The 24141-nt window shown below is 61.8% G+C and carries 26 protein-coding genes; 2 read left to right on the top strand and 24 right to left on the bottom strand.

Annotated features, from left to right (window positions below):
- Positions 1-52 precede the first annotated feature (52 nt).
- The 16 genes from KFK14_RS05855 to KFK14_RS05780 form a co-directional block, all read right to left on the bottom strand.
- On the bottom strand, positions 53-409 hold the full coding sequence (locus KFK14_RS05855) for a hypothetical protein (protein ID WP_212610201.1): 357 nt from the start codon (positions 407-409) through the stop codon (positions 53-55).
- A gap of 182 nt (positions 410-591) precedes the next feature.
- On the bottom strand, positions 592-1548 hold the full coding sequence (locus KFK14_RS05850; protein ID WP_212610200.1) for a LysR substrate-binding domain-containing protein: 957 nt from the start codon (positions 1546-1548) through the stop codon (positions 592-594).
- A gap of 445 nt (positions 1549-1993) precedes the next feature.
- On the bottom strand, positions 1994-2215 hold the full coding sequence (locus tag KFK14_RS05845; protein WP_212610199.1) for a helix-turn-helix transcriptional regulator: 222 nt from the start codon (positions 2213-2215) through the stop codon (positions 1994-1996).
- The gene (locus KFK14_RS05840) at positions 2202-2432 is read right to left on the bottom strand and encodes a DUF2274 domain-containing protein (RefSeq protein ID WP_212610198.1); all 231 of its coding nucleotides are present in this window, start codon (positions 2430-2432) and stop codon (positions 2202-2204) included. The genes KFK14_RS05845 and KFK14_RS05840 overlap by 14 nt, the downstream gene beginning before the upstream one ends.
- Before the next feature lies 1 nt (position 2433).
- Complete coding sequence (locus KFK14_RS05835; RefSeq protein ID WP_343227792.1) at positions 2434-3291, bottom strand: TraB/TrbI/VirB10 family type IV secretion system protein; 858 nt, start codon at positions 3289-3291, stop codon at positions 2434-2436.
- Between the two features lie 374 nt (positions 3292-3665).
- Positions 3666-4436: a P-type conjugative transfer protein TrbG gene (trbG, locus tag KFK14_RS05830; protein WP_246525024.1), complete on the bottom strand. Its 771-nt coding sequence runs from the start codon at positions 4434-4436 to the stop codon at positions 3666-3668.
- 74 nt (positions 4437-4510) lie between these two features.
- The gene (gene trbF / locus KFK14_RS05825) at positions 4511-5302 is read right to left on the bottom strand and encodes a conjugal transfer protein TrbF (RefSeq protein ID WP_212610196.1); all 792 of its coding nucleotides are present in this window, start codon (positions 5300-5302) and stop codon (positions 4511-4513) included.
- Positions 5303-5304: 2 nt separating this feature from the next.
- The gene (gene trbL / locus KFK14_RS05820) at positions 5305-6606 is read right to left on the bottom strand and encodes a P-type conjugative transfer protein TrbL (protein WP_212610195.1); all 1302 of its coding nucleotides are present in this window, start codon (positions 6604-6606) and stop codon (positions 5305-5307) included.
- A gap of 164 nt (positions 6607-6770) precedes the next feature.
- Positions 6771-7520 (bottom strand): P-type conjugative transfer protein TrbJ, encoded by a 750-nt coding sequence (gene trbJ, locus KFK14_RS05815; protein ID WP_212610194.1) that lies wholly within the window; start codon positions 7518-7520, stop codon positions 6771-6773.
- Entirely contained in the window at positions 7517-9997 is a 2481-nt protein-coding gene (gene trbE / locus KFK14_RS05810) for a conjugal transfer protein TrbE (RefSeq protein WP_212610193.1), read from the bottom strand. Before trbE ends, trbJ begins: the two co-directional genes overlap by 4 nt.
- Positions 9991-10251, bottom strand: coding sequence for a VirB3 family type IV secretion system protein (locus KFK14_RS05805; protein WP_212610192.1), 261 nt, complete (start codon positions 10249-10251; stop codon positions 9991-9993). Before KFK14_RS05805 ends, trbE begins: the two co-directional genes overlap by 7 nt.
- Complete coding sequence (locus tag KFK14_RS05800) at positions 10248-10559, bottom strand: TrbC/VirB2 family type IV secretion system protein (protein WP_246525023.1); 312 nt, start codon at positions 10557-10559, stop codon at positions 10248-10250. Before KFK14_RS05800 ends, KFK14_RS05805 begins: the two co-directional genes overlap by 4 nt.
- Positions 10560-10585: 26 nt before the next feature.
- Positions 10586-11536 (bottom strand): P-type conjugative transfer ATPase TrbB, encoded by a 951-nt coding sequence (gene trbB, locus KFK14_RS05795; RefSeq protein ID WP_212611055.1) that lies wholly within the window; start codon positions 11534-11536, stop codon positions 10586-10588.
- Between the two features lie 44 nt (positions 11537-11580).
- Positions 11581-11985 (bottom strand): CopG family transcriptional regulator, encoded by a 405-nt coding sequence (locus tag KFK14_RS05790; RefSeq protein WP_212610190.1) that lies wholly within the window; start codon positions 11983-11985, stop codon positions 11581-11583.
- A gap of 8 nt (positions 11986-11993) precedes the next feature.
- On the bottom strand, positions 11994-14018 hold the full coding sequence (locus KFK14_RS05785) for a conjugal transfer protein TraG (protein ID WP_212610189.1): 2025 nt from the start codon (positions 14016-14018) through the stop codon (positions 11994-11996).
- A gap of 164 nt (positions 14019-14182) precedes the next feature.
- Positions 14183-15103, bottom strand: coding sequence for a HEPN domain-containing protein (locus KFK14_RS05780; protein ID WP_212610188.1), 921 nt, complete (start codon positions 15101-15103; stop codon positions 14183-14185).
- A 62-nt stretch (positions 15104-15165) separates the two neighbouring features.
- Between KFK14_RS05780 and KFK14_RS05775 the strand changes: the two genes are divergently transcribed.
- Together KFK14_RS05775 and xth are read left to right on the top strand one after the other, a co-directional pair.
- The gene (locus tag KFK14_RS05775; protein ID WP_212611054.1) at positions 15166-15369 is read left to right on the top strand and encodes a DUF3363 domain-containing protein; all 204 of its coding nucleotides are present in this window, start codon (positions 15166-15168) and stop codon (positions 15367-15369) included.
- 48 nt (positions 15370-15417) lie between these two features.
- A complete protein-coding gene (gene xth / locus KFK14_RS05770) occupies positions 15418-16212 on the top strand; it encodes an exodeoxyribonuclease III (RefSeq protein WP_212610187.1) in 795 nt (264 codons plus the stop codon).
- A gap of 279 nt (positions 16213-16491) precedes the next feature.
- On the opposite strand, the gene KFK14_RS05765 is transcribed toward xth, so the two are convergent.
- From KFK14_RS05765 to KFK14_RS05730, 8 genes are all read right to left on the bottom strand, one after another.
- The gene (locus KFK14_RS05765; RefSeq protein WP_212610186.1) at positions 16492-17070 is read right to left on the bottom strand and encodes an alpha-ketoglutarate-dependent dioxygenase AlkB; all 579 of its coding nucleotides are present in this window, start codon (positions 17068-17070) and stop codon (positions 16492-16494) included.
- A 302-nt stretch (positions 17071-17372) separates the two neighbouring features.
- Positions 17373-18499 (bottom strand): IS3 family transposase gene (locus KFK14_RS05760; RefSeq protein WP_115288562.1). Its coding sequence is split into 2 segments (ribosomal slippage): positions 17373-18268 and positions 18268-18499, totalling 1128 coding nucleotides; the frame shifts between segments, so codons are not numbered across the junction.
- Between the two features lie 141 nt (positions 18500-18640).
- On the bottom strand, positions 18641-19471 hold the full coding sequence (locus tag KFK14_RS05755) for a PRTRC system protein B (RefSeq protein ID WP_021244070.1): 831 nt from the start codon (positions 19469-19471) through the stop codon (positions 18641-18643).
- Between the two features lie 11 nt (positions 19472-19482).
- A complete protein-coding gene (locus KFK14_RS05750; RefSeq protein ID WP_021244069.1) occupies positions 19483-20265 on the bottom strand; it encodes a hypothetical protein in 783 nt (260 codons plus the stop codon).
- 387 nt (positions 20266-20652) lie between these two features.
- Positions 20653-20859: a PRTRC system protein C gene (locus tag KFK14_RS05745; RefSeq protein ID WP_021244067.1), complete on the bottom strand. Its 207-nt coding sequence runs from the start codon at positions 20857-20859 to the stop codon at positions 20653-20655.
- Positions 20860-20908: 49 nt separating this feature from the next.
- Complete coding sequence (locus tag KFK14_RS05740; protein WP_021244066.1) at positions 20909-21346, bottom strand: PRTRC system protein E; 438 nt, start codon at positions 21344-21346, stop codon at positions 20909-20911.
- Between the two features lie 37 nt (positions 21347-21383).
- A complete protein-coding gene (locus KFK14_RS05735; RefSeq protein WP_031290708.1) occupies positions 21384-23033 on the bottom strand; it encodes a PRTRC system ParB family protein in 1650 nt (549 codons plus the stop codon).
- Positions 22969-24051 (bottom strand): DUF7146 domain-containing protein, encoded by a 1083-nt coding sequence (locus KFK14_RS05730; protein ID WP_021244064.1) that lies wholly within the window; start codon positions 24049-24051, stop codon positions 22969-22971. The genes KFK14_RS05735 and KFK14_RS05730 overlap by 65 nt, the downstream gene beginning before the upstream one ends.
- Positions 24052-24141 lie beyond the last annotated feature (90 nt).

The following is a 24141-nucleotide window of genomic DNA, read 5'->3' as shown; positions in this document are numbered from 1 at the left end:
CCGCCTCCTCACAGAGGCAATGAATCACGGTGTTGCGTCCAAGGAAACCAATTTATTGGGTCCGGACCCTAGTGAAGGTGCGCGCTGCGGACGGGTTTTGCGACGGCCGGAAGGACGGGGTTTCCTGCAGCACCGCGCCGACGCTGAGCGCCGCGCGATTTTCAATCTGGTCCTTGCCGATGACGGAGATCGGCGTCGGCGCGTTGAACCCGTCGCGAACGATGCGGGAGCCGGTGACCACGATGTCCTGCGTCTGCGCCTCATCCGCATCCGCCTGCTGCGGCAGCACGGCCTGAGCGGCGGCGGAACCCGAAGTGGCCTTCTCCTGCGCCCAAGCGGCAGGCGCGGCGATGGCGCTCGCTGCAACGCTGCAGGCTAGAAATAGTCTGGTTGACGAAATGCGCAGCATCTACCCCTCCAATTTTGTTCCCGTCTTTCGCGGTCGAATGATGGGATAGTGCGAGGCAGGTGGGGAAGTCGCTGAATTCCTCGTTATTCTGGATAAGGTACAGGCATGGAATGGGTACCCGCTATGCTTTTTACCTTATACGTCCTAATTTTCCGCCCCCGGCGCACGGAACGTCTTCTCTGTCAAACGACCGGAGAAGACCCCAGCGCATGGTCTGAATCAAAGTCGCGGATCGCGCGCCGCACGACGTCCGGCGTCAGATGCGGAGCCACCGATCCCAGGAAATCCAGCAGATAGGGGTGCAGGTAAGTGCCGGGCCGCAGCGCAACGCCGATCTCGCTCGTCGGCAGCACCATGCTGGCGTCGCGCGCCTCAATCCCCTGGTCGCGCTCCGCATCGAAACTGAGGCCCGCCAATATGCCTATGCCCAGGCCCATCCGCACATAGGTCTTGCACAGATCCGCATCCATGCCGCTCATGGCGATATTGGGTTCCAGCCCGGCGGCGGCGAAGGCCTTCCACACCTTCAGCCCCTTGTTGTGGCCGTCATAGGCGATCAGCGGATAGCGGACGATTTCCTCCAATGTCAGTTCCGGCACCGACAATATCGGATGGGTTGGCGGCGCGACCACGCAGAAGGTGAGATCGCGGCACCGCAGGCGCAGGAGATTGGGAAAGCTGCCGCCCGCCTGCGTGCTCACCGCCAGATCGGCCTCTCCCGCCTCCACTTGCGCGCAGACCTGCTCCGTATTTCCTTGCCGCAGGATCAGGCGCACATCGGGATAGCGCGCCAGAAAGCGGCGGACGACATGCGGCAACAGGTAGCGCGCGGGCGTGTGCGTGGTCGCGATCGTCAGCGTGCCGCGATCGCCGCCCGCAATATGGTCCTTCAGGGTTTTCAATTCCCCCAGATTGACGGCGATGCGCTGCGCGATCGAATGGACGATCGTCCCCGCCTCGGTAAGCCCGTTGATCCGGTTGCGCGTGCGGGAGAATATTTCCAGACCCAGCTCCTGCTCCAGCAACTGTATCTGCTGGCTGACGCCCGGCTGCGACATGCTGAGCGCCGCCGCCGCCGCGGACAGGTGATTCCCGTGCCTGACGATCTCGACCACATAATGCAGTTGCTGCAGATTCACGCACGCTTCCCATCGACCGGACCCACGCCATGTCTAGCGGGTCAAACGGCATGGCGCGATGGCAATTTACTTATAGCGGCCGCACGGATGAGAAGGCATCGGGCGGATTGCGATGGCGCCGGACGGAGAAGTGGTGGACAGGGCTGGATTCGAACTGCAGTTATAACATCTTGTTTAAAAAACGGAATATTTCTAACGGGTTACCCAGAACCTCGCCGAATACCTCGCTCTAAATTTTCTTTATTTTTTTGAGCCAGATTGAACATTTTGTCCGAGTGTCGGCAGCAGTGCTGCCGCGGCTTGCTTATTCGAAATGGTAGCAAGCATTTGCAGTTGAATGAAGCAAAAATTGAAGAGAAAAGGGGCGCAGACAATAATTGCCGCGCCCCATATATTTCTACTCAGGTGTTCTGCTTTGGAGTAATTAGTGGTGCCGCCGCTGGCTTCACACCTTCCTCAGCTTGCCTTCAAAGCCATGCTTCACATCGGAAATCCACTTAGAGATTTCGGCCTCACTCCAACGAGCTGCGAATGGCGATAGTTTATATTGTTGAGGAAATGTTCCTTCCGCGATCTTCCGGTAGATCATAGTTTTGCCGAGGCCAACCCGACGACTTACCTCTTTGATCGTAATGAGCCTGTCCGGTGTTTCGTCAAATGCTGGCATTGCTTTTACCCTTCGTGCGTTTGAGGAAACTCGGATCGCTCGCGAGAAAAGCGGTCAGCATTGCGGGAACGAGATCAGTAATCGGCTCTTCGCGGCCATAGGCTTCCGCATAATACTGCGCATAATCTAAAAGGGATCGTTGAAGCTCCGGCAGAATATGGATTGTCACCTTCACCGGCGTCCGATCGGGCAGACGTCCGAGCTTTATATCGGGCATTTCAGCTCCTTTCCTTCCATGGTGTGAGCACAAGATCACGGTGAACAAGCAGCCGGACCGGCGCGCCCGGCCGGATCGTGATCGTCGGCTGGATCCCTAGATTACGCGAGGTGATCTGGTCGCCTGCTCGCGACACATTCTGCTGCGTCGATTCGCGGATCGCCTGGACGAGATCGCTCTCACCCGAGAAAGTAAGGTTCGCCCCCACGCCGAGCATCGTGGAGATGGCGACCCCCTTGAGCAGCGACCAGGTATGAAAATCAACCTTATCAGCAAGACCGGCGTAGCCCGAGGGATCGGTGGCCGGAACATTGTCGAGCTGCAGCGAACGCCCGTCAGGAAAGATGATCCGCTGCCAGACGAGAAGCGCGCGGCTCTGCCCAAACGCGATGACGCTGTCATAGCTGCCGATGAGGCGAGCGCCCTGCGGCACCAGCAGGATGCTCCCTGTGGCGCTGTCATAGACCCGCTCGGTCACCTGCGCCGTTACTAGGCCCGGCAGATCGGACCGCAGTCCGGTGATGAGGCTTGCGGAGATCACGCTGCCAGCGGACAGAATGTTTGGCGACGATGGGGATTTGATCTGGTGTGGATTGATATCCCCACCTTTGTCGGTCTTCGCCATGAAGTCGGCCTTGCGCTGCTGCGCGTTGGGATCGCGGTCCGCATCGAGCGCGGGCGGCGTTCCATCGCCTATTGATAGGGCAGCCTGTACCGGCTCGCTATATACGGGTGACGAGGTGCTCGATCCTGTCTGAGCCATCAATCCAGATTCGCGAGCAGCCTTGCGCTCGGCCGCTCGACGATCCCGCTCGGTCATCGCCGCTTGGGCTTCTCGGGTCTCCTGAGCCTCCGGCATCGCGCCATCTTGCCCCTCTCGCGCCATGGCCCGCTGGTGCTCCAGTATCGGCCGCCCAAGATCGCCTGGCAGCGGCGGACCAAGCCTTGGCGCATCGCCATAAGTAGAGGGTAAACCGCTTATGGCATCAGCTGGCGCCTTGGCGGCGGCGGATAAATTCTCGGCCTGATCGCCGCGATGATGGGACGATGGCCACAAAGCCATATAGGCTATCCCTGCCAAACCGACGGATCCAAAGGCCGCAAAACCAATGATCGCCTTCCGATTGAATCGAATGGCGCGTGCCGGTTGCGCACGCAGTGCCAGCGTTTCCGGATCGGCCTTCTTCGGCGGCGCTTCTGGTTCCTGCGCCGACGGGGTTTCAGGCCCAGAGGTCATAAGCCCCGCCCTCCCCCTGTCCGGCTAATCCGCACAACTTGCTGGCGCTTGGTACCAAGCCGCAGTTCAGCGACATCGAAGATACGATCGACGATGTAGAAGCGGCCTTTGATGCGATAATTGACGAGTTGGGCCTCACCCTTGCTGTCGAGCAGGAAAATGGGGGGCGCCTCACCGACTGCTAGCGTCGCCGGAAACTCGACAAAGGTCTGCCGCCCGTCGTCAAAGGCGCGCAATGGTCGCCAAGCAGGGCGGTCACCGGTAAGCGCATAATTGAAATGCAGTTCCTCGACCGAGATGCCTGCCGCGATTGGCTGCGCCGCCGCGGTCTCAGCGGCGGCTCGTTTTACTGCCAGCAAAGCGTCCTGCGGATAGGTCCAAGACAACACGGCCATCGCCGTTTTCTCGGTGCTGCTGAGCGTCAGATGATAGGTTCGACGATCCGTCGCGATGACAAGATTGGTCGCCAATCCACTGGAAAAGGGCTTTACAACGATATGCGTCCGCTTCGCTGCCCCCGTACCGCTTGTCGTGTCGCCGATGATCCATCGGGCAGTGTCACCACTGGCGACCGACACGAGGTTCTCCCCTACCTGCAACGCAATGTCGGTCACCCGCTCTGGCGCAGTGATGACATGGTAGAGCGCGCCGTCAGCGTAGGGGAAAACCTGCATAGCGTTGACGAAGCCCTGCGCCACCGGCTCGACGGTGGCGCTGCGATTGGCGGTCGTGACTGCATTCGCCCGTTCCTGCGCCATTGCAGGCATGGAAACGCCGCCGGCAATGATCGACGGCACTGACGCAGCAGCCGTTGCCGAGAGTATAAGCTGCAATCTGGTCATCATTTCGGCTCCGCTGAGATATTGGAAAGGTTCTGACTATCTGCCGCTGGGCCCTCGATGGGCTCTGGCGCCTCACGGGCCTCGGACAGCGCCGGCGTCGCCTGCGGCTCCAGCTCCCGGCTCCAGTCAATCGCATCGACATAAATGCCGAGCGGATTACGCCGCAGCATGTCTGCCGAAGTCGGCGGCGTGGTGACTATGGTGAGGATTGCGGTCCATCGCGACGTGCCCGCGGCCGTGCCGCGCTCGAAGATGGTCTCGATCCATTTCACCTGGAACGACCGATCCGAAGCCCGCACCACACTGATGACCTGCACCATGACCGTGCGCTCGCCAATTCGTGCGAATGGCTTGGCCTGCCTGGCATAGTCGCCAAGGGTTCGTGCGCCGCGCTCTGTCGAGAAATCATAGGCTGATAGCCAGGCCCGGCGCATCAGCACGGGATCGAGCGAGGTCGAACGACGAACATTCTCGATAAATTTGCCAAGCTGCCAGGCAATCTGCGGATCGGTTGGCTGATAGTTGGCGTCGGCCTCCGAGACGGCTCGCGCTTCGCCCAGATTATCGACCTCGACGACATAGGGTGTGACCCGGCTCTGCAGCGACTGCCAGACCAAAGCTGCCGACAGAAGGGTTGTTAACCCCAGCGTTCCGAACGCCATTAACCGCCAGTTGTGCGCCTGGATGCGGGCCGAACCGATCCGCTCGTCCCAGATCTGCCCCGCCCGCTGGTAGGGTGTTTCCGGTTCGGGGGTATGTCCATATCGCTGGACAGCGCGTTTCAAGATCATAGTCAGTCTTCCTTTTCCTTGATGTCAGGGGTGGCGGAGGCACCGCCGCGATCGCCCTCTTTGAGGGTTTGCAAAGCGACATGACGGTGATGACGATTGTCCTGGGTCCGACGCAGCGATTGTGCCCAGGCAGGCGGACCAGCATCGGCGTCTCCGGATGACGATGCAGAAGGTTTTGCGCCATTCAGCGCAAACCAGGCTGCATCACGTCCACGCTCGGCAGCGGCCGATAGCCCGAGCGCATCGGACGTGCGCTGGCGCATGCTGTTGCCTGCCGCCTGCGCCATGCCGCTTACGCCCGCGCCAATGCTGGACGATCCGGCAGCGCTTTGGCCGAGTTGATAAGATGCTTGCGCCGCCGCGCCCATGGTCGTGCCGGCGCGGATCGCGCCCAGCGCTGCGCCGCCAACGGCCCGCGTCGCGCCAATCGCCGCACCCCCGCTCAAGGCGACGATGCCGGCAGCGCCGACGGACGTGCCGAGCACCGCGCCAGCACCCAGCTGGGGAGCGCCAGCAACGAGGCCGGACGCGATGCCAGGACCAAAGATGCCGAGCCCAAACAGCGACAGGGCTGCCAGCACCAGGCTCATGGCCTGGCTGATATCGGGCTCCTGTCCCTGAAGCGCACTCACAAATTCTGAGAAGAAGTTGGATCCGATGCCGACAATGACGGCAAGCACCATCACCTTGATGCCGGAGCTCACAACATTTCCGAGCACGCGTTCGGCAAGGAAGCTGGTCCGATTCCAGAGCGCAAAGGGGACAAGGATGAATCCGGCGAGGCTCGTCAGCTTGAACTCGATGATCGTGACGAACATCTGCACGGCGAGGACGAAGAAGGCGATGATGACGAGCGCCCAGGCGAAAAGCAGTATGGCGATGGTCAGAAAATTATCGAAGAAGCTGGTGAACCCCATCATCTCCGACGCCTGTTCGAGCAGTGGCCAGGCCGCCTCGAAGCCGATGCCGGCCAGACGGCCGGGCTTCAGCAGGTCAGCAGCCGAGAGCGCCCCGCCGCCCGCCGTCAGACCGGCGGCTGCAAAGGAGCGGAAAATAATATCGGCAAGCGTCGAGAAGCTGTTCAATATGAAAGCGAAAGCGCCGATGTAGAGGATCTTGCGGACGAAGCGGCCGATGACATCCTGCTCGCCGCCCATCGCCCAGAAGAGACCGGCAAGCGTGATATCGATGCCGATGAGCGTCGAGGTCAGATAGCCTACATCGGGACCCAGCAGCCCGAAGCCGCTGTCGATATATGCGATGAAAGTCGCCAAAAACCGATCGATGACGCTCAAATCGTTCACGAAAGAGACTTTCCAAGAGATTGAAAAAAGGGATGTCGCGGAGCCTTTGGAGGCGCACCTGAAGACGCGGAAAGGGAACACATCTTCGCGCCGCCTTCGACAAAGGCTCCGCGACGAGGCAGCGTCCGGCCGTGGGGGAGCGGCGGGACCGGCGCTGCCTCAGCTTATTCCGGGGTGTAGGCTTTGCCGGATCCGAGGAACTGTTTGGTAGCCGCGCGCGCATCGACTTCGGCCTGCACCCGGCGCGCCTGTTCGAACGCATCGGCGCGATATTGCGCGGCCATCATATTCTGGATCTGGAACTGCTGCTTGGTGCTGAGCGCCAGAAGCTGGTTGGTCGCCTGCTGTGCTTGCAGGCTGCCCTCGGCACCCTGGCTCTTTGCAACGATCTTTGAGAGCGCCTGCGCGTCATCGGTAACATTGCCAACGACCTTGGACTGGACACGCATGGTCTGCTGGAACGCCGCCATCGCAGTGTCGAGCCGGGATCGCGCACCAGCGACCCGCTGGTCTGAGCGTAGAATCTGGTCAAAATCCTTGGGAAACATCCCACGGAACTGATCGTCGAGGCTGTCGATCTTGAACCCGATCCCCTGCGCCTGCCCCATCAGCTGGTCGATCTGGCCCAAGGTCTGGGTCAGAGCCTTAAGCTCGGGGAAGTCGATCTTCGTCAGATTCTTTGCCATGTTGGTCAGCATGGAGGCTTCGTTCTGGAGCGACTGTATATGTTGGTTGATCTGCTGCAGCGTCCGAGCGGCTGTCAGGAGATTCTGGGCGTAGTTTGCGCCGTCGAACACCGGGATGGCCTGGGCCGGCGTAGTCGGCACCGTCAGGACAACGGTGAATACTCCAGCGGTGCCAAGGACCAGAGCGGCGGAAAGCAAATAATGGCGACGGAAGGATCGAGGGGTCATGTCAGATCTCCAAGGTCGAGAGTGAGGGGGCGGTCGAAACCGATAAGTGAGTCCAAACCGAGCGGTGGCTGATTATCCGGGCCGAGCAGCGGTGCCGCCCAGCCAAAGCCAGTCTGCCCAAGGAAATGCCCTGCGAAATTGTCAGGGCCATGCTCGGCGAGGATCGCATCAATCCGCGTTTGGGCCGCAGGATCGGATGCGCCGCAAAGCGCCAGTGCGATCGGGCCGAGACCAAGCTCAAACAGCCGGTTGCCGCGCGTGGACTGCAGATAATAGTGCCGCTTGGGCGTCGCGCGGGCGACCAGCTCGATCTGCCGGTCATTGAGACCGAACCGCTCATAGGCGGCGCGGGACTGCGGCTCGATCGCCCGGTCGTTGGGCAGCATTATCCGCTGCGGGCAGCTTTCTATGATCGCCGGGGCGATACTGCTGTCGGCGATATCGGCCAGGCTCTGGGTCGCGAACAGCACCGCGACATTCTTCTTGCGCAGGGTCTTGAGCCATTCGCGGATGCGGGCCGCGAACAGCGGATGGTCGAGGAAGAGCCAGGCCTCATCCAGGATCAGCAAGGTCGGACGGCCATCGAACCGCTCCTCCAGCCGATGGAAGATATAGGTAAGCACCGGCGCGACAGCGCCCGTCTGCCCCATAAGCGTCTCAGTCTCGAAACATTGGATGTCGCTGAACGCCAACCCTTGCTCGGATGCATCGAGCATTCCGCCATAGGGTCCATCCAGCGTGTAGGGGCCAAGCGCCGTGCGCAGCTTGTTCGACTGGAGCAGCATGGCTAGCCCGGTGAGCGTCCGCTCCTCGGCTGGCGCCGTCGCAAGACTGTTGAGCGCCGACCAGATCGCATCCTTGATTTCTGGGATGATCGTCACCTTCTCGGCAGCGAGCAGCGCCGCGATCCATTCGGCGGCCCAGCTGCGTTCGGTGATCCGGTCGATATTGCGCAGCGGCTGAAACGCCATTCCGCCATCCTGGCCGAGCGCATGATAGGCGCCGCCCATGGCGAGCACGGCGGCGCGGGCGGAATTGCCCTTGTCGAAGATGTAGATCTGGGCACCTTCATATCGGCGGAACTGCAGCGCGATCAGCGAGAGCAGCACGGATTTGCCGGCGCCGGTCGGTCCAACCATCAACATATGGCCTACGTCGCCGACATGGGTGGAAAGGCGGAACGGTGTCGATCCGCCCGTTTGCGCATAGAATAGGGGCGGCGCCTTCAAATGCGCATTCTCGTCTGGACCAGCCCAGACCGAGGAAAGCGGCATCAGATGCGCGAGGTTGAGGGTATGGACCAACGGCCGACGCACATTGGCATAGACTTGCCCGGGCAGCGAGGAAAGCCAGGCCTCAACGGCATTCACGCTCTCGCGGATACAGGTGAAGCCAAGACCATTGATGATCCGCTCGACCGCCCGGACCTTGTCGTCAACCGCAGCCCGGCTCTTGTCCATCACCGTGATGGTCGTCGTCAGATAGCCAAAGCCGACATGATCGGCGCCGAGCGCCTGGAGGGCGATATCGGCATCAATCACCTTATTGTCAGCGTCGCTGTCGAGGAGCTGCGCCGGCTGGCTATACATAACCTCGCGCAACAGTGCGGTAATCGACTTACGCTTATTGAACCATTGGCGGCGGATCTTCGTGAGCGCCTTGGTCGCCTCGCCTTTGTCGAGGGCGATGAAGCGCGTCACCCAGCGATAGCCAAAGTCCGATGAATTCAGCGCATCGAGGATGCCGGGCCGGCTGAGGTTGGGAAAGCCAAGGATGGTGAGCGTGCGGACATGGCTGTCGCCAAGCATGGGTTCAAGGCCACCGACAAGCGGCGCGTCGACCAGCAGCGCGTCGAGATAGATGGGTGTCTCTGGCGCTGCGACGGGATGATGGCGCGTCGAGATGCTACCATGGAGATAAGTCAGCGTCTCACTGTCATCGAGGCCGCGAACCAGCGGCATGAAACCGCCCAGCAGATCGAGGACACGATCGGTTTCGGCGGAAAACTGCGCCAGCGCGCCGCGCCAGTCCCTGCCCTTTTGCTCGTCCGGTCGATTGACCAGAGAACGGCCGACGGCATCACTGCTGTCAGCGGGCGGGAGCCAGAGGAGCGTACCATGAAAGATACTTTCAAAATGCCGCCCCTCCGCCTCGAACCCGGCGCGGCGCTCCTCGTCGACCAGCCGGGAAGCGGCGTCCGGAAAGACGCTGTCGGGATAGCCAAGAGCGGGTCGCCGTTCCGCCTCAAAGAAGACAGCCCACCCTGAACCCAGACGCTTCAAGACATTATTGGCCCGCGCACAGGCGGAGACGAGTTCCGCCTCGGTAGCGCTTTCAAGATCAGGTCCACGGAAGCGGAAGCTGCGCTGGAAGCTTCCATCCTTGTTGAGGATTATCCCCGGCGCGATCAGCGCCGCCCAAGGCAGATGGTCGGCAAGGCGGTCGGCCTTGGGCCGATATTCGGCGAGGTTCAGCATGAAAAATGCCCTTTCTGACGAAGGTGCCGCAGCAGAACCGGCCCAAAATCCGGGTCGCGCTTGGCGGCAAAGACAGCGATGCTGTGGCCGACCGCCCAGAGCGCCATGCCGGCGAGCCATTGCTGCAGGCCAAGCCCGATGGCGGCAGCGATGGTGCCGTTGACGATCGCGATCCCGCGCGGCGCGCCGCCCAATAATAGGGGCGAGCCGAGACTGGCATGGATCGGCACTTCAAAGCCCTCAATAGGGCTCATGCGACGAGCGCTCCCCCGCCGAAGCTGAAGAAGGAGAGGAAGAAGGAGGATGCGGCAAAGGCGATGGAGAGACCGAACACGATCTGGATGAGCTTGCGAAAACCGCCTGACGTCTCTCCGAACGCCAGAGCGAGGCCGGTCGAGATGATGATCAGAACGGCGACGATCTTGGCAACCGGACCCTGGACCGATTCCAGCACCTGCTGAAGCGGTTCTTCCCAGGGCATGCCCGACCCTGCGGCATACGCCATGCTCGCAGGCATCAGGACGAAACCAAGACCGGCGGCGATGCCGCGCCGGAGGAGCATGGGCAAACGGGAGTGATACGTCATGGTCATTCTCCTGCTGAGGCTGAGGGGATAAGAAGTTCGGTGAGGCGATAGTCGCCCTGGGGTTCGAGACCCTGGACCTGGGATATGCTGGCGATCCGGCGCTGCGTGCCGCGTCCGGCGATAAACACGACCATGTCGATCGCCTCGGCGATCAGCAGGCGGGGCACGGTCACGACCGCTTCCTGGATGAGACTTTCAAGCCTGTAGAGGACCGCGCGGGCATTATTGGCGTGGATCGTTGCGATCCCGCCGGGATGGCCGGTATTCCAGGCCTTCAGCATATCCAGCGCTTCAGGCCCGCGCACTTCGCCAACGATGATGCGATCGGGGCGCAGGCGCATGGTCGAGCGAACGAGATCGGTCATGGAAATCGAGCCGGCCCGGGTGCGCAGCGCGACCGTATCGGCGGCGGGACTTTGCAGCTCGCGCGTGTCTTCGATGAGGATGACGCGCTCGTTGGTCGCCGCCATTTCGGCGAGGAGCGCATTGGCGAGCGTGGTTTTGCCCGAACTCGTGCTGCCCGCGACGAGAATGTTGCACCGGCTGTCGACCGCCCAGCGCAACTGGTTCGCCGCGCCAGCGCTCATGATCCCGTCGCTCACATAATCGTCGAGCCGATAGAGGCGAAAGGCCGGTTTGCGGATAGAGAAGCACGGTCCTGTCGAGACCGGCGGGAGGACGCCTTCAAACCGCTCCCCTGCCCTGTCTTCGCTATGCGAGGGCAGTTCGGCCGAGATGATCGGCGCGTCGCCATGGACTTCCGCCCGCGCATAGGATGCGACCAAGCGGATGATCCGCTCCACATCCGTGCCATCGATTTTCACATCGGTGTCGACCCGGCCTTCGCCCAATATGTCGACCCGGAGCGCTCCGTCGGGATTGACCATGATCTCGATGACGCGCGGGTCTGCAAGCGCTGCTGAGATGGCCGGTCCCATGGCGGTGGCGAGCATCGCGCGCCTGCGATCGGCGGACAGATTATGGGATGCTCCGAGCCTCACAGCCCGTCTCCTTTCGGCTCACCGGGCGCGAGAGTTCTGACATTGGAGGCGATCTGCCGGCCGACCTGTGTGATGAAAGCCTCAAACCGGTCACGGCCAACAGCGCGCCCGGCAGCATCGGCCTCAGCCAAGGGCGCAGTGACGTTCAACTGGTAGCGGACAAAGACGGCGAGGCTTTCAAGAAGAATGTCGATATCCCGCCGCGTGGCCGAAATTTCTCGCGACATGCGATCGAGCCGGATTTTCAGAAGGTCATCAATTTCTTTCGATCCGCGACGGGCAAGCCATCCGCGCAAGGCGTCGTTGACAAGCCGGCTCTTGTTGCCGCGATGGCCGGCAGCCAGCGCCTCAAGCGCATCGCTGATCTCGCGGTCGATATAGAGGTTCTGGCGTACTTTCATGGCCGGCCTCAGAAACCCAGGGCGGGGTTTTCACCCCTGCCCTCGTCCACTGCGAATGCGCGCGCCGCTGGCGTCAGTTGCTGCGCCTGATCCATGGCGCGCTTGTCAGCGACGACATTGTCATCATCGCCTGCCCCCTGGTCGGGCTGGATCGCAGCCTCCTCCGGCTTGCGAACATCCTGGTCGTGAAGTCCTGGATGGCGCTGCTGCTCAAGGCCGCCATCATGTTCAGCCACGGAGACATCGTCCGGCATCTGCAGGCGCACATCGCGGCCACGGGTCTCAAAGCCCCAATCATCGTCTCGCGCCCTGGGACGATCGCGGTAGCGGACCGCTCCCAATATCGGCGCTGGGCAGACGCGCTTTGAGAAATTGGCGTCGGTATAATAGCGTAATTTCCGCGCCTTGACCGGCGGCGCTCCCGAAACCAGCACCAGTTCCTCATCCGGCGCAAGCTGCATGACTTCGCCGGGCGTCAGGAGCTGGCGGGCCGTTTCCTGCCGGCTGACCATGACATGGCTCAGCCATGGCGCCAGCCGATGGCCTGCATAATTGCGCATAGCCCGCTGTTCGGTGGCGGTTCCCAGAGCGTCGGAAATCCGCTTGGCCGTGCGTTCGTCATTGGTCGCGAACGCAACACGCACATGACAATTATCAAGGATGGCGTTGTGCTCGCCATAGGCCTTTTCGATCTGATTGAGGCTCTGCGCGATCAGGAAGGCGCGGATGCCGTATCCCGCCATGAAGGCCAGGCTGGTCTCGAAGAAGTCGAGGCGGCCCAGCGCCGGAAATTCATCGAGCATCATCAAGAGCTGATGGCGGCGGGTAGCGCCGCCCGGTTGATCAAGCCGCTCGGTAAGGCGGCGGCCAATCTGATTGAGGACCAGACGGATCAGCGGCTTGGTGCGACTGATGTCCGACGGGGGAATGACGAGATAGAGGGAGAGCGGCCGCTCAGCATCGATTAGGTCGGCAATCCGCCAATCACAGCGCGAGGTAACCTTCGCTACGGTGGGATCGCGGTAAAGGCCAAGGAACGACATGGCGGTCGATAGGACGCCCGAACGCTCATTCTCGGACTTGTTGAGCAATTCGCGAGCGGCCGAGGCGACCACGGGGTGCGCCTTGGGCGCTTCATCGTCGCCCAGATGGTTGGTCGACATCATGTGCCGCAATGTCGCGACGAAGCTGCGCTGGGGATCGGAAAGGAAGGTCGCGACACGGGCGAGCGTCTTTTCCTGCTCGGCATAGAGTATGTGGAGGATTGCGCCGACCAACAGGGCGTGGCTGGTCTTTTCCCAGTGGTTACGCCGTTCGAGCGCCCCTTCCGGATCGACCAATATGTCGGCGATATTCTGCGCGTCGCGAACCTCATCAACGCCGCGCCGCACTTCGAGCAGCGGATTGTAATGCGCGGAATTGGCGTCGGTCGGATTGAAAAGGAGGCAATGAGAAAAGTGCGACCGCCAGCCAGCAGTCAGCGTCCAGTTCTCGCCCTTGATGTCATGCACCACGGCTGAGCCAGTCCAGGACAATAGCGTCGGGACAACAAGGCCGACACCTTTACCCGAACGGGTCGGCGCGAAAGCCATGATATGCTCCGGACCATCATGACGCAAATAGCGCCCGCCATGGTTCCCAAGCATGACGCCGGCTTCGCGATGTAGGCCCGCGCGTGTAACGTCCCGGCGCGTCGCCCATCGGGCCGAACCATAAGTGGTGACATTGCTCGATTGGCGCGCACGCCATAGCGACCCGAAAATCGCCGCCGCGCAGCCTAGAAAGCCGCTGGCGCCGGCGAGCATCCCGGCCTTGTCAAAAACGACCGGGGCATAAGCCTCAAAGCTGTACCACCACCAGAATAGCGCCCAGGGATGATAAACCGGCGTCGAGCCAAGCCAGAACCATGGGGCGCCCAGTTCAGGCTGATAGGCAAGCATCGCGGCCGTCCACTGCGTTGCCGCCCACACGCCCGCGATCACAAGCGCGAAGACGACAAGGATTTGTCCGATGAGAAGTTTGGTGGGTGTCACGATGCTGCTCCCGCCCGCCGAACGAGATCGGTCCGGGCAGGATCAGAATCAGCGAATTCGCGCTAAATCAGAATGGTGGTGATGGGCGGTGTTGGGCGGTCTTTGGGTGGCTTTGGAGGCGGAAATGCGAGATTAGAGGCACGAGCCCCCCGCGAACCAGCGGTTTACATGCCTGCTGCGGCCTTAAGCGCGTCGATTCGTTCACAGGAAACTTCATCGACAATCTCGCGTAGCGAGCGAACTGATTGCGTCAGCGCAGCCAGATCATCGGTGCCCACTTCGAAATTGGATGAATAGCGGGCTTCAACATAAGCGCGCTTGAGAAGTTCGAAGCGGCGCCTATCAGTTCGAGCCGCCCGTGGCCAAGCAGTAACCAGCCTCGGTTCGCTGTCTTCAGCGAGCGATCGCAAAAATTTTATGTTGTGGGAGCGCGGGAAATATAAGGTACGAACAAGAAGCCAGCAAATATAAGCGCGCTCGGTTGCTTGGTGTAAGGAGAAAGCCGCTTCTTTCCGCCAACCTAGGTCATCATTGCCCTTTGATAGCTGCTCGATCGCGGTTTCAATGGCTCTATCGGTACTTGGCAGCCAATCTCGGAAATAACGACTAGCCATTTCAAATGCGTCCGCCGCCGTTAGCGGCTTCGGCACAGCAAACGAGCTGCCCGGCGCATCATAAAGCACGATCCCATCTCGGACGATATCGACCCAGAAATACTCCCCCCTGCTCAGAGCTTGATTCACCTCATCTAGCGTGTGGACGATGATATTGACGGGCCGCGCAACCTCATTATCCCGTAGGATGAGATCCTCCGCCACATACCAATAGTCTGCAATATCGGTCAGGTCGGAATGGCTCACGATAATCAAGAGATCGAAATCGGATTGATAGCCATTTTCGGGTTCGTCGACCCAATCGGTGCGAGCATAGCTGCCGAAAAGCACCACTTTGAGGATGCGGCCATTTTTCTTCCATGGCTGCGTTGCCCGCGATGTTGCTGCCGCGAATTGATCCATCAGGGTTCGGGTTATGCGCCGCAACTCCGTTTGTTGGATCAGCGGCAAATGATCGATATCGGCCTTCATAGCTCGGATTCTTGCGCTTCCTGGCTTCAAGGGCAAGCCTGATCTCGCGTTTGTCGGACCAGATGCGGGTTGAGGGTATGATCGCCCGGCGCGTGGACCTCGAAAGCGGCCCTCATGTTCTGGTCGACCGCTCGCGGGACTTTACCCTGGTACCGTGGCGCGATGACCTTGAGCGCCACATCGGCAAAACTGCGTCGGGCCACATGCGCGCAGACGGAATTCGCTGGCAGCTCCGGCGAGCGAGATCAGGACCGGTAGTCTCCTAAGGTCGGTCGCCATCGGAACGAGTTTGTCGGCAACGCACTTCAGCTAATGTGAAGATCGCGACGTACAATGTGAACGGCGTCAACGGGCGTTTGGCAGTGCTGCTACGTTGGTTGGAGCTGGCGGAGCCGGATGTGGTCTGCTTGCAGGAATTAAAGACGCCCGACGCGAGCTTTCCCGAGACGGCAATCCGGGACCTCGGCTATGACGCTATCTGGCACGGACAGAAGAGCTGGAACGGTGTTGCGATCCTCAGCCGAGTCGGCGAAATTCACGAGACCCGACGTGGCCTTCCCGGTGATCCGGGCGACACCCATAGCCGCTATATCGAGGCGGCGGTGAATGGGGTTCTGATCGCCGGGCTTTACCTCCCCAATGGCAATCCGCGGCCTGGCCCCAAGTTTGACTATAAGATGCGGTGGTTCGAACGTCTCCATGACCATCTCGCAGGGCTCGTCGCGCTCGATGCGCCGGTGGTCGTCGCTGGCGACTTCAACGTCATGCCGACCGACCTCGACGTCTATGTTCCTGAGCGATGGCGGGTCGACGCATTGTTCGCGCCGGAGGTGAAGGCTGCCTATATGTCCCTTCTCGATCAAGGCTGGCTTGACGCCGTGAGACATCTCCACCCCGATGAGCGCATTTATACCTTCTGGAAATATTGGCGGAACTCTTTCGAGCGCGACGCCGGCCTGCGCATCGACCATGTATTGCTCAACCCGGTCGCGGCGAAGCGTCTCGCAGCGGCGGAGGTCGATCGCCGCCCGCGCGGCTGGGAAAAAACCAGCGATCACGCGCCGGTCTGGATCAAGCTGGCAGACAAGCCGAAGCGGCGGAAGCGCTAGCGCTGTTTCTTCGACAGGCCAGCGTACCAATCTGCATAGGGACCAGTGCGGGCAAGATGGCGGTTGAGATCTTAGCACGACTGACGTCCTCATGCGCCTCGGCCTCGGCTTCAGCGTCGCCCTTCCGCTTGTCTACACCGGCGGCGCGGCGGGCCGCCATCAGTTCCTTCACGACGCGTTCGCACTCATCCGGAGGAAGGGCCGGATTACTGGTCCGCCAGAGCCGTCCACGCACTACAAAGTAGCGGCCATCGGGAGTCGTCGGATATTTCCGATCGCTCACGCCCTGCGGCCTTTTTCGGACAGGCTGCGAAAGGTGATCGACCAGCGCGGTTGGTCCATCGGCGCGATGCTGTGCTCCCAGTCATGCCGCACTTCGCTAGAGAGGCGATAGACCGACCGGGGCGCAAGACCGGCGCTGGCGCGCTCAAATCCGCGCTCGCATCGCCGCCTCAGGCGCAGGGTCGCGTCGTTGCCCAGCGAAATGCCGACCACATGCTCGAAGACCAACCGATCCTTGTGCCAGCCAATCCCCGCGCCAGGATCGTATCGGATCAGTAGAGCCTGGACGAGATCATCGGGCGCAAAACCGGCGAACATGGCAGCCCGCGCCTTCACCTCGGCAAGCCAGTCGGGTATCGGTTCGGTCGGGGCGAAAATGCCGCGCTCGAAGTCATAGCTCCAGCCATAAGAGTAGGTGAGCCGCTTGCCTGTCCATTGCTGGAAGCGGAACGGGCTGAGGCTGGTGTCGTCGATGCGCGCGATCAACGCAGCCTCTTCCTCCGCCGTGATGATATCGGTGCGCATCGCCAAGCCTGGCACAACCGGCCTATCGAACAGATCGAGCATGGTGTTCATTTCGGCCTCCCCCGGCCACCCTCTCGGCCGCCAGCCGCGCGCAGCATGTTTCCGAGTAAGCGTCCTCCGATCGTGCACGACGCGACCACGCGATCATAGCTGCGGCGTCCGGCGCGGCAGACCAGCGTCCGCCCCATGGCGAGCCGTTCGAGGCGGCGCTTGGCTTCAATGCCTCCGGCTTCGTGCAGCTCCGGCGCGTAGAAGTCAGCGAGCCTGATCTCGATCCAGCGGTCAGGCCGACCGGCAGGGCCGACGCACAGGCCATTGGACTTGTAACGGTTTTGTGCCGGTCACCTATCTCATTATGCCACCTTGGCTTCGAACGCGAGCGGGCTGATGCCGCCTAGATATGAATGGCGGCGACGGGTGTTGTAGAAGCCATTGATGTACTGAAAGATGGCGGCTTCTGCCTGACGCCGCGTCGGCCAGCTCTGCCGCCAGATGAGTTCCGCCTTCAGGGATTTGAAGAAGGTCTCGACGGACGCATTGTCGTAGCAATTTCCCTTGCCGCTCATTGATGGACGCAGGCCATAGGCCTGCAGCTTTTTCTGATAGTCGTAGGAGCAATATTGGCTACCGCGATCCGAATGGAAAAGGCAGCCCTCGGGAGGCTGGCGCAGGCGCACCGCCATATCCAGCGCCCTGATCGCCAGGTCTTTCTTCATCCTGTCGCTGACTGCCCAGCCTACGACGCGACGGCTATGCAGATCGAGAATGACGGCAAGGTAGAGCCAGCCTTCGGACGTCCAGATATAGGTGATGTCGCCGGCCCATTTACGGTTGGGCGCATCTGCGGCAAAATCGCCGTCCAGCCAGTTCGCTGCGACACCCAGGCGATGGTGGCTGTCAGTCGTAACCTTGTGCTTGCGCGTGCGGACTGGCTTGATCCCGTTGATCTTCATCAGCCGCCCGACCCGGCGCTCGCCAACATCGAGCCCTACCTCCTTCAACTCCATCGTCATGCGAGGACGGCCGTAGCTGCCAAGGCTCAGCCTGTACTGTTCCCGGATATGGGCCAGCACTTTCATATCTGTCCGCTCCCGCCTGCTGATCGGGCGCGAGCGCCAGGAACGATAGCCGCGTTCACTGACATCCATGACACGGCAGAGCAGTTCAACGGGCCACCGGTGCCGCCAGCTATGCACAAATGCGAACTTCACGGCCTTTGGCTCGCGAAGAACTGCGTGGCCTTTTTTAGCACTTCCCTCTCCTCCCGCAGCACACGGTTCTCAAGGCGAAGGCGTTCATTCTCACGCGCCAGATCTGCCTGCGGCGCTGAAACCAGATCACTGGGCCGATACTGCGATACCCACTTGCCCAGCGTCGACTTCCCTATCCCCAAATCCGATGCAACCCGATCGCGCGGCAACCCGCTGGTCAGCGCGATCCGTACCGCCTCTTGCTTGAACTCTTCTGTATGCTTGATCATCTCGTCGGTCTCCTGTTGCGAGCTCTAATCGCTCAGGTGACCGGCGCAAAACCGTTACAAGTCCACGTCCTTGCGGTGGGACCGGATAGCATGGCACGGCGGCAAGGACCGCGGCCGCGGTCGGGTCGTCAGCCAGCACGGTCATTGGTTCGCTCCTCTCGCAATGAGTTTCCCCAGAGTCATCGGGTCGGTCCGGATCATTCGCCGGGAAGCCTGACGTGTCCGACCGGGATCGAACGGCCTGAGACGCCTGACAGGAAAGCGCTTCGCCTTGCGCGCGGCGAGGTCATCCCAGAGCCGAACCAGACCGCCTTTGCCGGTGATGGTCAGTTCCTGTCCGGGATTTGGGTGAGTGGACCAGCTATCGAACACCGCGCGCTCGAATTCCGGGATGGAGGCTGTCGTCAGCGCTTTTGGCCTTGGAATGTTGCCCCAGCAAAGTTGCCCATCGAGGTAAACATTGAGCACCGGCGAGTGCAGCACTGGAGTATCGATCCCGGGCCGCTCGTTTGCCGACAAGGCATAAACACCGAACCCTGATCGGGTCGCGATGAACAGATGCGGCGGATAAGGGACCGGCATGGTAGTTCGCGCTGCGAGCACCTGCAGGCCGGCGGGTGGAGTCGTAAGCGCGAAATATGCTGGGCGAACCTGGGCCGGGATCCACCATGCGAGCATGTCGGGATGCGCGACCAGCACATTGTCAGGCAGGAATTCGGGAAGAACGGTCCGCCCCAGGGCCTCGGTCCATTGACGTAGATGCGCGCGCGACAGCGATGTGCCCGCGCCGATAGTCGGTCGTCCCTCGTCGTCATGCTCGATCGCATGGATGCTGGCAAATGCCGCGGCACCCTCGCGAGTGGTGGCGTAGGGACTGGCGTTGCGGATCGGCTGGCTGCGGTAGAGGAGAATGGCGTTGGTCAGCGCCAGACCGCCGGCGGTGGCTTCGAACTGGGTGCTGTGGTCAGACATATAAAGGAACCTCAGAGGTTGGCTGGGTCGAGCTGGATCAGGTCCTGGGCGGCAAGCAGGAAGCGCGCGCCGACACGCAAGGACGCCAACCAGTCATCGACTGGGACCGAATCCGGCAGAGGGCAGAAGCCGGCGATGTCCATGAAGCCGTATTCCATCCCGTGGCGCCCGACGTCATCGACCTCGCGCGCGAATTGCTCGACCGGAACGAGGGTCAGCGGGGGCAATGTCGAGCATTCCTCGATGCCGGGGAGATACTCGTAGGCAATCTGGAGATCGAAGCGCCAGGCGTTGCGCTCCGGCCGAAGCTTCCCAAGGGCCGCATGCGCCTTGCGAAGTTCCTCCAGTTTCCGGCGCAAACCGTTCGGAAGTTCCGCCGATGCCCCCGCGTTTTTCGCGATCATCCATTCGGGCCGACGAGACTCCATATTGGATGGCAGAGTGAGTTCGTCGAGATACTCAGGATCCACGCCCTGATATTCGGTGATCCACTGCCGCGCGGTTTCATCGTCGGTCGCGCCGTCCCAATAATACATGGAGATTTCATCGAAGAGATCATCGTAGCCGAAGATCGGAAGGGCGCGCGCCAGCATATCGTCCAGGGCTTTGTAGGCCGCGGCGCGCCAGGGAATGGGTGCATCGCTGTCTTCGATCCACCCGAGCTCCAGTTGCCCCATGCTGTCGCAGATCACCGCGATCGCCGGCGGATAGTCTTCCTCGCCGTGAAGAACCACGACCCTGAAGTCAGCGAATTCGACGGAGCCGAGAATGTCGAGCACCGCCTTGTCGAACACCCGTTCGATGCGCTGGCGCGCCTCGGCGCGGGTATAGCGTTTGGCCGTCGTTTCCCGAGACGCAGCCCAACGGCCTATCAGCTTATGATGAGGCGCCAGCGGAGCATCGAAGTGGGCGGGAATGTCGCCGGACAGCGCGACGACGCGTCCCGCGAGGTCAGCCGAGGGGTGGAAGGCGCAGGCCCGGCGGCGGCGGGAGCGGCCTGGGAGCGTTGCTCCTGCTGTCCCCGGAGGCGAGGAGGATGCGCGCGTGGAGCGCCTGAGTCTGCTCGCTGCAGATTGGTTGGGTGAAGTCGGATGTGACGCCATTGCCGGGTTCAATCCATTCGATGAGCGTTTTGCGAACGGCGGACGGGATCGCGGCGCTGCTGCTGCTGCGCGCCACGGTCAGCCCTTCGTGCCGACGGCGCGCCGGTATTCGGTGACGTGGGCGCCGCCCGACACGCCGGCATCGACCATCTCGGCGTTGAGAACCGCAGGGTAGAGGGTCGCGTGGTAGGCGCGCAGACTGTCGGGATCGTTGGCGAGATGCGGCGGAACCGGAAGGTCGATGCCGTCATAACGGTACGCGCGGGTGAGATGATTGATCTGCATGAGGGAAAACTCCCGGCTTGGGTCGTGGCGAGATTTGGGCGGAGTTCGGTCAGAACAGGGTGGCGGGTTGGTCCGGTTTGGCATCGACCGGCGGAGTGACCGAGTGCTGGAGCTTCGGGGGACTGGCGGGCGGCGTCGACTTTGCCGTCGCGGCCTTCGTCGCAGCCTTGGCCTTCGCAGCTTCCGCAGCGGCGACCCTTGCGTCCTCGGCCGCCTGGCGCTGATCGGCGATCTGGTCGGCGAGGGTCTTGCGCGTGGCGATGAGCTGGCCGAGCGCGCCGTCCGCGCCGCGGCCAAGTTCCGCATCGATCTCCGCGGCAGTTGCCGTGATCGATATCGGGCGGGTCTCGCCGGATTCGAGACTGTGTTTCGCGCCCACCGCCTTGCGGGGGATCACGGTCAGCGTGACGGTATCGTCAGGGCTGGCGACAAGATCGAAACCGAGCGAATAGTTGGCGAGAAGCGGGAGCAGGTTGGAAATCAACATGGGCGTGAATCCTTGTCTGGAAGGGCGAGGATGCCGGTCAGGCGGCGATTTGCGGGATGGGAGCTTCGATCGGCTGGGCAGCGCGATCCGGGGGCGGTCCATAGGCGCCATCGAGCGTCATCGCGCTCGGTAGGCGTCCCGCCCAATCGAACCCGATGCGATTGAGCATGCCGGTAACAAGCTCGGTCTTTTTCGATGCGAGCAGCTTGGCGAACCGTTTCTCGCCGACATGCGCGATCAGGCCGCATTCCTGGGCGATGAACTTGAGCTCTTCCTTGGTGTAGCGTTCGAGAAAGGCCTGATCGACTTGCCACGTCTCGCGCAGGTCGACCTCGAACACTCTCGCAAGGTCCGCGACATGATCGAAGCTGAGCACATCCTTGGCGTAAGCGCCGCCAATGACGGCCAGCACGTTGGCGGCTCGTGCATCGGCAAGCGCCCGGATTTCCGCTATCTTGCCCTTGAAGTCGAGGTCCGGGAACGAGGCGCCGACGAGGATGCCGGCACGGGACGTCAGCGTGCCGGGCTTGATCTGCGAAAGCGTGCCCGACATCGCCGCGACAAGGATCGTGGTCCGCGCGTGGACAGCATTGCCGGCGAGCGCACGGGCAAGCGCGGTTCGCCATGTCGCCTCGCGAAGCTCGACGGTTCGGGCCGCGATCGACCTGGCCGTGACAGTCGGTTTATGCGCCGACGACGCGGCCCGCACGATGTCGGCTGTGCGCGCCGGAGGAAGCTCGCGGCTTTCGACAGGAATGGATGATAGCGCGCCGTTTTCTGGTTGCGGCTGGATATCCATCGACTGTGCGGGTTTGTCCGTGACATCGTCCTGTTCCTCACCATCTGCATCATCGACGACAGTGGGCATCGCGTTCCTTGCCGCTTTCGCGGCGCGTTCCTCCTCCTCGAAACGGATCACTTCGGCGGCTTCGGTCTTGAGCTTGAAGCAACCCGGATTGGTGCAATGGCCATCGTCGACATGGGTTTCGAAAAGGACCTGCTGCGCGGCCGAGTTGAACGGACAGGTGGCACATTCGGTCTTATCGAAGCACGCGCTGGCGAGACTATGCGTGATGCGCATGAGTTCCTTGCGCGTATCGTTCACGTCGAGGTTCAGACGCAGGATCGTTTCGAGCGCCGTGTCCTGCTTGTCCTTGGGGATGACGGCGAGCAGTTCGGCGTGCCCGACCTTGATCCGGCGCTCATCAAGCGCGGTTTTGGCGGCCTCGGTGAGTTCAGCGAGCGCCAGGCGGCGATCGAGCTTGGTGCGGGACCAGGCCAATCGCCATGCGGCCTCGGCGCGGTCGCCCTTGCACGCCGCGAGAACACGGACGGCAGCATCGGCCTGCTCCGTCTCCGAGGTATCGTCGCGCACCTCATTTTCATCGATCGCGGCTTCAAGCGCCTCCTGGTCTGTCATCTCGTGGATGATGACCGGCACTTCTCCATCGGGCCCGAACACCTCGAGGGCAGCCCTATACCTACGGCCGCCGCAAATAATGACATATTTGCCCTCGGCATCCTGAGCCGGTCGCAGCAGCATGGGTTGCAGCATTCGTCCGCGCAGACGGAACGATTCTACGAGTTCCTCGTGCTTTTTCCGATCGAAATAGCGTCGGGGATTATATCCCGGCTCGATCCTGGAGAGCGGCAGCGTGGAGGGATAGCTCGGTTGTGGCGAGGTCAAGGCTCGTCTCCTGTGTGGATTGTAGCAGGTTCGCGTTCAGGACTGGCTGGGTGCCCATGCCGCTGCGCGTGTCCGAATGCGCGGGACGCGGCCGATCATCAGCCTGCATTCCGCAACCATCTCCCTCCCCCCCTCCCTTCGCCCGGTACAGATCGTTCCAGTCATTGAAGCCCGGCGGTGGTGGCAGCGCCTCGATCGATCGGCCGTCTCGCGCATGGGCATGTTTTGCCCGCGCCGCGCCGCGCCGTCCGGAAAGGTCGTTGTCATGGAGGAGGAAGAGGCGCTCCACCCGCTCCGGAACAGTGACCAAGGGGAAGCGGTCGGCGCCAAGCGCGGCCCAGACGGGGATGCCCAGCAGCAAATGGGCGGACCAGGCGGTCTCCCAGCCTTCAGCCAGCCCCAGCACATCGGTGGCGGCTCCGAAGCGGACCGTGCCGCCATAGGGGCGGCCGAGCATCAATTTGGGCGGATCGAGATCAGTCGCCGGTAATCCGGTGCGGGGATCAAGGAACAGGCGTTCGAGCGCTATAACGCCGGTGTCGGCTTCGATGGCGGCCAGTAGCGCGGGACGAAAACGGACGTCGACGCCGCGGCCAAGCGGCACATGATCATGGTAGCGCAAAACCGGATGCGTTCCGTTGAAGCCGCGCGTCGCCATATAGACGCTCACCGCGATGTCGGTGACAGGGCGCGCCTCCTCCCAGAGCGAACGAATTCGGCCGGCCAACCGTCGCTCACTGCCATCTGCGCGTGTGAATTCCGTTTCAGCATCGGCTGTCGGGATAGGCCGCCTGTCGCTGCGCAGCGCGCGGATGACATCAATCGTGGAACAGCCGGCAAAGCATTTGAACAATATGCTATGCTCGCCGACCCGGACCGACAGGCTCGGACGATGGTCGTCATGGGCAGGACAACGGCACATCGCGCCCGATGGCTTCCATGCTCCACCAAGTGATTTGACAATATTGGCGGCAGCGGCATGCAGGCGCGGATCGGCGCTCGTGCGCGACAGGGCCATGGGAGAAACTCCAGCATAGGAAAACTCCCTCGCCCCACCCCTCCTTCTCTTCAGGCCGCGGCCGATACTTGCTGACAGCGTGATCTCAGC

Source organism: Sphingobium phenoxybenzoativorans, from assembly GCF_018286635.1.
Lineage (GTDB): Bacteria > Pseudomonadota > Alphaproteobacteria > Sphingomonadales > Sphingomonadaceae > Sphingobium > Sphingobium phenoxybenzoativorans.
Note: the sequence above shows the minus strand (reverse complement) of the source record. Positions and strands in the feature narration are given on the sequence as shown.

Bases quoted from the DNA above. Each gene is read 5' to 3' on its own strand.
- trbF (WP_212610196.1), bottom strand. From the start codon at position 5,302: ATGATCTTGAAACGCGCTGTCCAGCGATATGGACATACCCCCGAACCG.
- trbB (WP_212611055.1), bottom strand. From the start codon at position 11,536: ATGCTCGCCACCGCCATGGGACCGGCCATCTCAGCAGCGCTTGCAGAC.
- KFK14_RS05740 (WP_021244066.1), bottom strand. From the start codon at position 21,346: ATGTTGATTTCCAACCTGCTCCCGCTTCTCGCCAACTATTCGCTCGGT.
- KFK14_RS05765 (WP_212610186.1), bottom strand. From the start codon at position 17,070: ATGAACACCATGCTCGATCTGTTCGATAGGCCGGTTGTGCCAGGCTTG.
- KFK14_RS05805 (WP_212610192.1), bottom strand. From the start codon at position 10,251: ATGAGCCCTATTGAGGGCTTTGAAGTGCCGATCCATGCCAGTCTCGGC.
- trbJ (WP_212610194.1), bottom strand. From the start codon at position 7,520: ATGACCCCTCGATCCTTCCGTCGCCATTATTTGCTTTCCGCCGCTCTG.
- trbG (WP_246525024.1), bottom strand. From the start codon at position 4,436: ATGCCTGCAATGGCGCAGGAACGGGCGAATGCAGTCACGACCGCCAAT.
- KFK14_RS05775 (WP_212611054.1), top strand. From the start codon at position 15,166: ATGCGGGTTGAGGGTATGATCGCCCGGCGCGTGGACCTCGAAAGCGGC.
- KFK14_RS05745 (WP_021244067.1), bottom strand. From the start codon at position 20,859: ATGCAGATCAATCATCTCACCCGCGCGTACCGTTATGACGGCATCGAC.
- KFK14_RS05855 (WP_212610201.1), bottom strand. From the start codon at position 409: ATGCTGCGCATTTCGTCAACCAGACTATTTCTAGCCTGCAGCGTTGCA.
- KFK14_RS05800 (WP_246525023.1), bottom strand. From the start codon at position 10,559: ATGCTCCTCCGGCGCGGCATCGCCGCCGGTCTTGGTTTCGTCCTGATG.
- KFK14_RS05790 (WP_212610190.1), bottom strand. From the start codon at position 11,985: ATGAAAGTACGCCAGAACCTCTATATCGACCGCGAGATCAGCGATGCG.
- KFK14_RS05755 (WP_021244070.1), bottom strand. From the start codon at position 19,471: ATGTCTGACCACAGCACCCAGTTCGAAGCCACCGCCGGCGGTCTGGCG.
- KFK14_RS05730 (WP_021244064.1), bottom strand. From the start codon at position 24,051: ATGGCCCTGTCGCGCACGAGCGCCGATCCGCGCCTGCATGCCGCTGCC.
- KFK14_RS05780 (WP_212610188.1), bottom strand. From the start codon at position 15,103: ATGAAGGCCGATATCGATCATTTGCCGCTGATCCAACAAACGGAGTTG.
- trbE (WP_212610193.1), bottom strand. From the start codon at position 9,997: ATGCTGAACCTCGCCGAATATCGGCCCAAGGCCGACCGCCTTGCCGAC.
- KFK14_RS05840 (WP_212610198.1), bottom strand. From the start codon at position 2,432: ATGCCCGATATAAAGCTCGGACGTCTGCCCGATCGGACGCCGGTGAAG.
- KFK14_RS05845 (WP_212610199.1), bottom strand. From the start codon at position 2,215: ATGCCAGCATTTGACGAAACACCGGACAGGCTCATTACGATCAAAGAG.
- KFK14_RS05835 (WP_343227792.1), bottom strand. From the start codon at position 3,291: ATGCCGGAGGCTCAGGAGACCCGAGAAGCCCAAGCGGCGATGACCGAG.